This window comes from Ruegeria sp. BH6 (genome assembly GCF_056538105.1).
Window position 1 is genome coordinate 1 of record NZ_JBQFSR010000017.1, and the last position, 4,391, is coordinate 4,391.

Consider the following 4,391-nt stretch of genomic DNA (forward strand, 5'->3'; position numbering starts at 1 on the left):
TTTATTCTGCGGCTTCTTCGTATGCGTCCATTGGTGGGCATGTGCAGACGAGGTTTCGGTCGCCATATGCGTTGTCGACGCGGTTGACGGGGGACCAGTATTTGTCGACGCCCATGGAGCCCGGCGGGAAGCAGGCCTGTTCTCGGGTGTAGGGGCGGTCCCAGTCGCCGACCAGATCGCGCACCGTGTGGGGGGCGTTTTTCAGCGGGTTGTTGTCCGCGTCGATCTTGCCGTCGATGATGTCCTGTGCCTCGGCCCGGATGGACAGCATGGCGTCGCAGAAGCGGTCGAGTTCCGCCATGGGTTCCGATTCCGTGGGCTCGACCATCAGGGTGCCGGCCACCGGCCAGGACATGGTGGGCGCGTGGAAGCCTGAATCGACCAGACGTTTGGCGATGTCGTCGACGCTGACATGGGCCGCCTCGTCCAAGGGACGGGTGTCGAGGATGCATTCATGCGCCACCCGGCCCGTTTCCGAGGTGTAGAGGATCGGATAGGCCTCGCTCAGACGCGCGGCGATGTAGTTGGCGTTCAGGATCGCCACTTTCGTGGCCTGGGTCAGACCCGCGCCACCCATCAGCAGCACATAGGCCCAGCTGACCGGCAGAATGGACGGCGAGCCGAAGGGCGCGGCCGAGACCGGGCCGATGGCACTGCCGTATTCCGGGTGGCCGGGCAGATGCTCTTCCAGATGCGCCTTGACGCCGATCGGGCCCATGCCGGGGCCGCCGCCGCCATGCGGGATGCAGAAGGTCTTGTGCAGGTTCAGGTGGCTGACGTCGCCGCCAATGTCACCGGGACGCGACAGGCCGACCATGGCGTTCATGTTGGCACCGTCGATATAGACCTGACCGCCGTGATCATGGGTGATCTGGCAGACCTCCTGCACGGTGGTCTCGAACACGCCATGGGTGGACGGATAGGTGATCATGCAGGCAGCCAGATGATCGCTGTGCTTTTCCGCCTTGGCGCGGAAATCGGCGACATCGATGTTGCCGTTCTCATCCGCCTGCACCGGCACAACCTGATAGCCCACCATCTGCGCCGAGGCCGGGTTGGTGCCATGCGCCGAGGTCGGGATCAGGCAGACATTGCGGTGCGCCTCACCCCGCGATGCATGATAGTTGCGGATGGTCAGCAGGCCCGCATATTCGCCCTGCGCGCCCGAGTTGGGCTGCTGGGAGATCGCGTCATAGCCGGTGATCTGGCACAGCTTGTCGTTCAGATCCGCAATCATCTCGTGATAACCCTGCGCCTGATCTTCGGGGCAGAACGGGTGTAGGTTACCAAACTCGGGCCAGGTGACCGGGATCATCTCGATCGTGGCGTTCAGCTTCATGGTGCAGGACCCCAGCGGGATCATCGCCCGGTCCAGCGCCAGGTCGCGGTCGGCCAGACGGCGCATATAGCGCGTGATCTCGGCCTCGGCCCGGTTCTGATGGAAGATCGGGTGAGTCAGATAGGCGCTTTCGCGCAGCGCGTAATCCGGCAGGCGGTAGGCCACGTTCGAGCTGTCATCCTTGCGGTCGATGCCGAAGGCGCCCCAGACGGCCTCGATGGTCTCGGGGCGGGTCTGTTCGTCCAGGCTGATGCCCACCTTGGTATCACCGACCTTGCGCAGGTTGACGCCACGGGCCACGGCGGCCTCCATCACGACATTCTGCAGGTGGCCGACCTCGACCGTGATGGTGTCGAAGAACACTTCCGGTTCCACGGCAAAGCCCGCCTCTTCCAGACCGGCGGCCATGCGCGAGGTCTTGCGATGCACCGATTGCGCGATGGCCTTGATGCCGTCGGGGCCGTGGTACACGGCATACATCGAGGCGATGACCGCCAGCAGCGCCTGCGCTGTGCAGACGTTCGAGTTGGCTTTCTCGCGGCGAATGTGTTGCTCGCGGGTTTGCAGCGACAGGCGGTAGGCCTTGTTGCCGCGGCTGTCGATGCTGACACCGATGATCCGGCCGGGCATCGACCGCTTCAGCTTGTCGGTGGTCGCCATATAAGCGGCGTGCGGGCCACCATAGCCCATTGGCACGCCAAAGCGCTGGGTCGAGCCAATGGCGATATCCGCGCCCATCTCGCCGGGCGACTTCAGCAGCGCCAGCGACAGGATGTCGGCGGCGACGATGGCAATGGCCTTGTGTTCGTGCAGCGCCGCAATCTCGGCGGTGAAGTCGCGCACATGGCCGTGGGTTCCCGGATACTGGAAGATCGCGCCAAACACCGCGCCTGCATCCAGCGCATCGGGGTCGCCAACCTGCACGTCTATGCCCAGCGGCTCAGCCCGGGTTTTGATCACCGCGATGGTCTGCGGGTGGCAGTTGCGGTCGACAAAGAAGGCCGCGTTGTTGGCCTTGGAGCGACCGCCGCGCTTGGCCATCGCCATCGCTTCGGCAGCGGCTGTGGCTTCGTCCAGCAGCGAGGCGTTGGCCACGTCCAGCCCGGTCAGATCGCTGACCATGGTCTGGAAGTTCAACAGCGCCTCAAGACGGCCCTGGCTGATCTCGGGCTGATACGGCGTATAGGCGGTATACCAGGCAGGGTTTTCCAGGATGTTGCGCAGGATCGGCGCCGGCGTGGTGGTGCCATAATAGCCCTGACCGATCAGCGAGGTCAGAACCTTGTTCTTGCTCGCCACCTCTTTCATGTGAAAGAGCGCATCGCGTTCCGTCATCGCCGGACCCCAGTCCAGCGGCTCTTTCTGCCGGATCGCAGGCGGCACCGTGGCGTCGATCAGCTGGTCCAGCGTCTTGAAGCCGATCACCTTGAGCATGTCGCGCATCTCGGTGGGCGACGGGCCGATGTGGCGGCGGTTGGCGAAGTCATAGGCTTCGTAATCGGTCAGTTTGAAGGCCATTGCAGCGCTCCTGTCGAAAAGGTCAGGTCCGGCGGAGACTGCGGGAGCCTCCGGCGGAGAGTGAGGGCCGTCCCGGAATCTGTCCGGTGGACAGATTCAGGCCCGAACGGGCGGAGCCCCAGAGACAGGGCTCCGACATAGATTTACCCGATGAAGGACTTGTAGCCGGCTTCGTCCATCAGATCCTCAAGCTGCGCGGCATCCGCGATCTTGATCTTGTAGATCCAGGCCTCGCCCTCGGGGTCTTCGTTCAGCGCGCCGGGGTTGTCGGCCAGCGCCTCGTTGACCTCGGTGATCTCGCCATCGACCGGCGCATAAAGCTCGGACGCGGCCTTGACGGATTCGATCACGCCGATCTCGCCGCCTTTTTCGAACTCGTCGCCCGCTTCCTGCTGCTCGACGAAGACCACTTCGCCCAGCTGCTCAGCCGCGTGTTTGGTGATGCCCAGAGTGGCCGTGTCCCCTTCGACGGTCAGCCATTCATGCTCTTCGGAATAATAGGTTGCCATGTCTCTCTCTCCTGACTTCAACGCTTGTAATTCTGTTTGACGAAGGGCAGCGCCACGATCTGCGCCGGTTGCGCCTTGCCCCGGATGATCAGATTGACCTTCTCGCCCGGCTCGCCATGACCCTTGCTCACATAGCCCATCGCAACGGGACCGCCGACCGTGGGGCCAAAGCTGCCCGAGGTGATCTGGCCGATGGTATTGCCCTCGGCACATTGGACTTCGACGCCCTGACGCGCGGGGGCGCGACCGTCGGGCTTGATGCCCACCAGCTTGCGCGCCGGACCCTCGGCCAGTTCCTTTTGTACGCGGTCCGCACCCGGAAAACCGCCTTCTTCCTTGCGGCGCTTTTGAATGGCCCAGCCAAGGGACGCCTCAATCGGCGAGGTCGTCTGGTCGATGTCATTGCCATAGAGGCACAGACCCGCCTCCAGCCGCAGGCTGTCGCGCGCGCCCAGACCCGCAGGTTCGCAATCCTCATGCGCCAGAAAGGCCTTGGTGACCTCGATCGCCTTGTCTTCGGGGATCGAGATCTCATACCCGTCCTCGCCGGTATAGCCCAGCCGCGAGATGCGGCATTCGACACCGTTGATATCGGCGACGGTGGTTTCCATGAACTTCAGGTCCCGCGCCGCCGGGCACAGTTCGCCCACGACATCCTCGGCCTTGGGGCCCTGAACCGCCACCAGCGCGCGGTCGAAGATCTCGGTCACTTCAACGCCTTCAAGGTTCGCTTTCATATGCGGAATGTCCTGATGCCGCAGCGCCGCGTTCACCACCACAAAGAAATGATCCCCCGCATTCGACACGATTAGATCATCCATGATCCCGCCTTCCGGGTTGGTAAAGAACCCGTACCGCGCCTTGCCTTCCTTCAGCGTCGCATAGGCCTGCGGGCAGATCGCCTCAAGCTTCTCGCCCACATTCTCACCGCGCAGGATCACCTGACCCATATGCGACACATCAAACACCGCCGCCTTCTCACGACACTGCTTATGCTCACCCATAATCCCCAGCGGATACTGAAC

3 protein-coding genes are annotated in these 4,391 nt (G+C 63.3%); all 3 read right to left on the reverse strand.

Annotated features, from left to right (window positions below):
- Position 1 precedes the first annotated feature (1 nt).
- Positions 2-2,857: an aminomethyl-transferring glycine dehydrogenase gene (gene gcvP / locus ACR0B8_RS20155; RefSeq protein WP_226689905.1), complete on the reverse strand. Its 2,856-nt coding sequence runs from the start codon at positions 2,855-2,857 to the stop codon at positions 2-4.
- 143 nt (positions 2,858-3,000) lie between these two features.
- Positions 3,001-3,366 carry a glycine cleavage system protein GcvH gene (gcvH, locus tag ACR0B8_RS20160; RefSeq protein WP_170352139.1) on the reverse strand — a complete coding sequence of 122 codons (366 nt, stop codon included), beginning with the start codon at positions 3,364-3,366 and terminating at the stop codon, positions 3,001-3,003.
- A 17-nt stretch (positions 3,367-3,383) separates the two neighbouring features.
- Positions 3,384-4,391 (reverse strand): glycine cleavage system aminomethyltransferase GcvT (gcvT, locus tag ACR0B8_RS20165; protein ID WP_480686164.1); only part of this gene is annotated, 1,008 nt, incomplete at its 5' end.

Excerpts from the sequence above, each read along its gene's own strand:
- gcvP (WP_226689905.1), bottom strand. The coding sequence starts at position 2,857 with ATGGCCTTCAAACTGACCGATTACGAAGCCTATGACTTCGCCAACCGC.
- gcvH (WP_170352139.1), bottom strand. The coding sequence starts at position 3,366 with ATGGCAACCTATTATTCCGAAGAGCATGAATGGCTGACCGTCGAAGGG.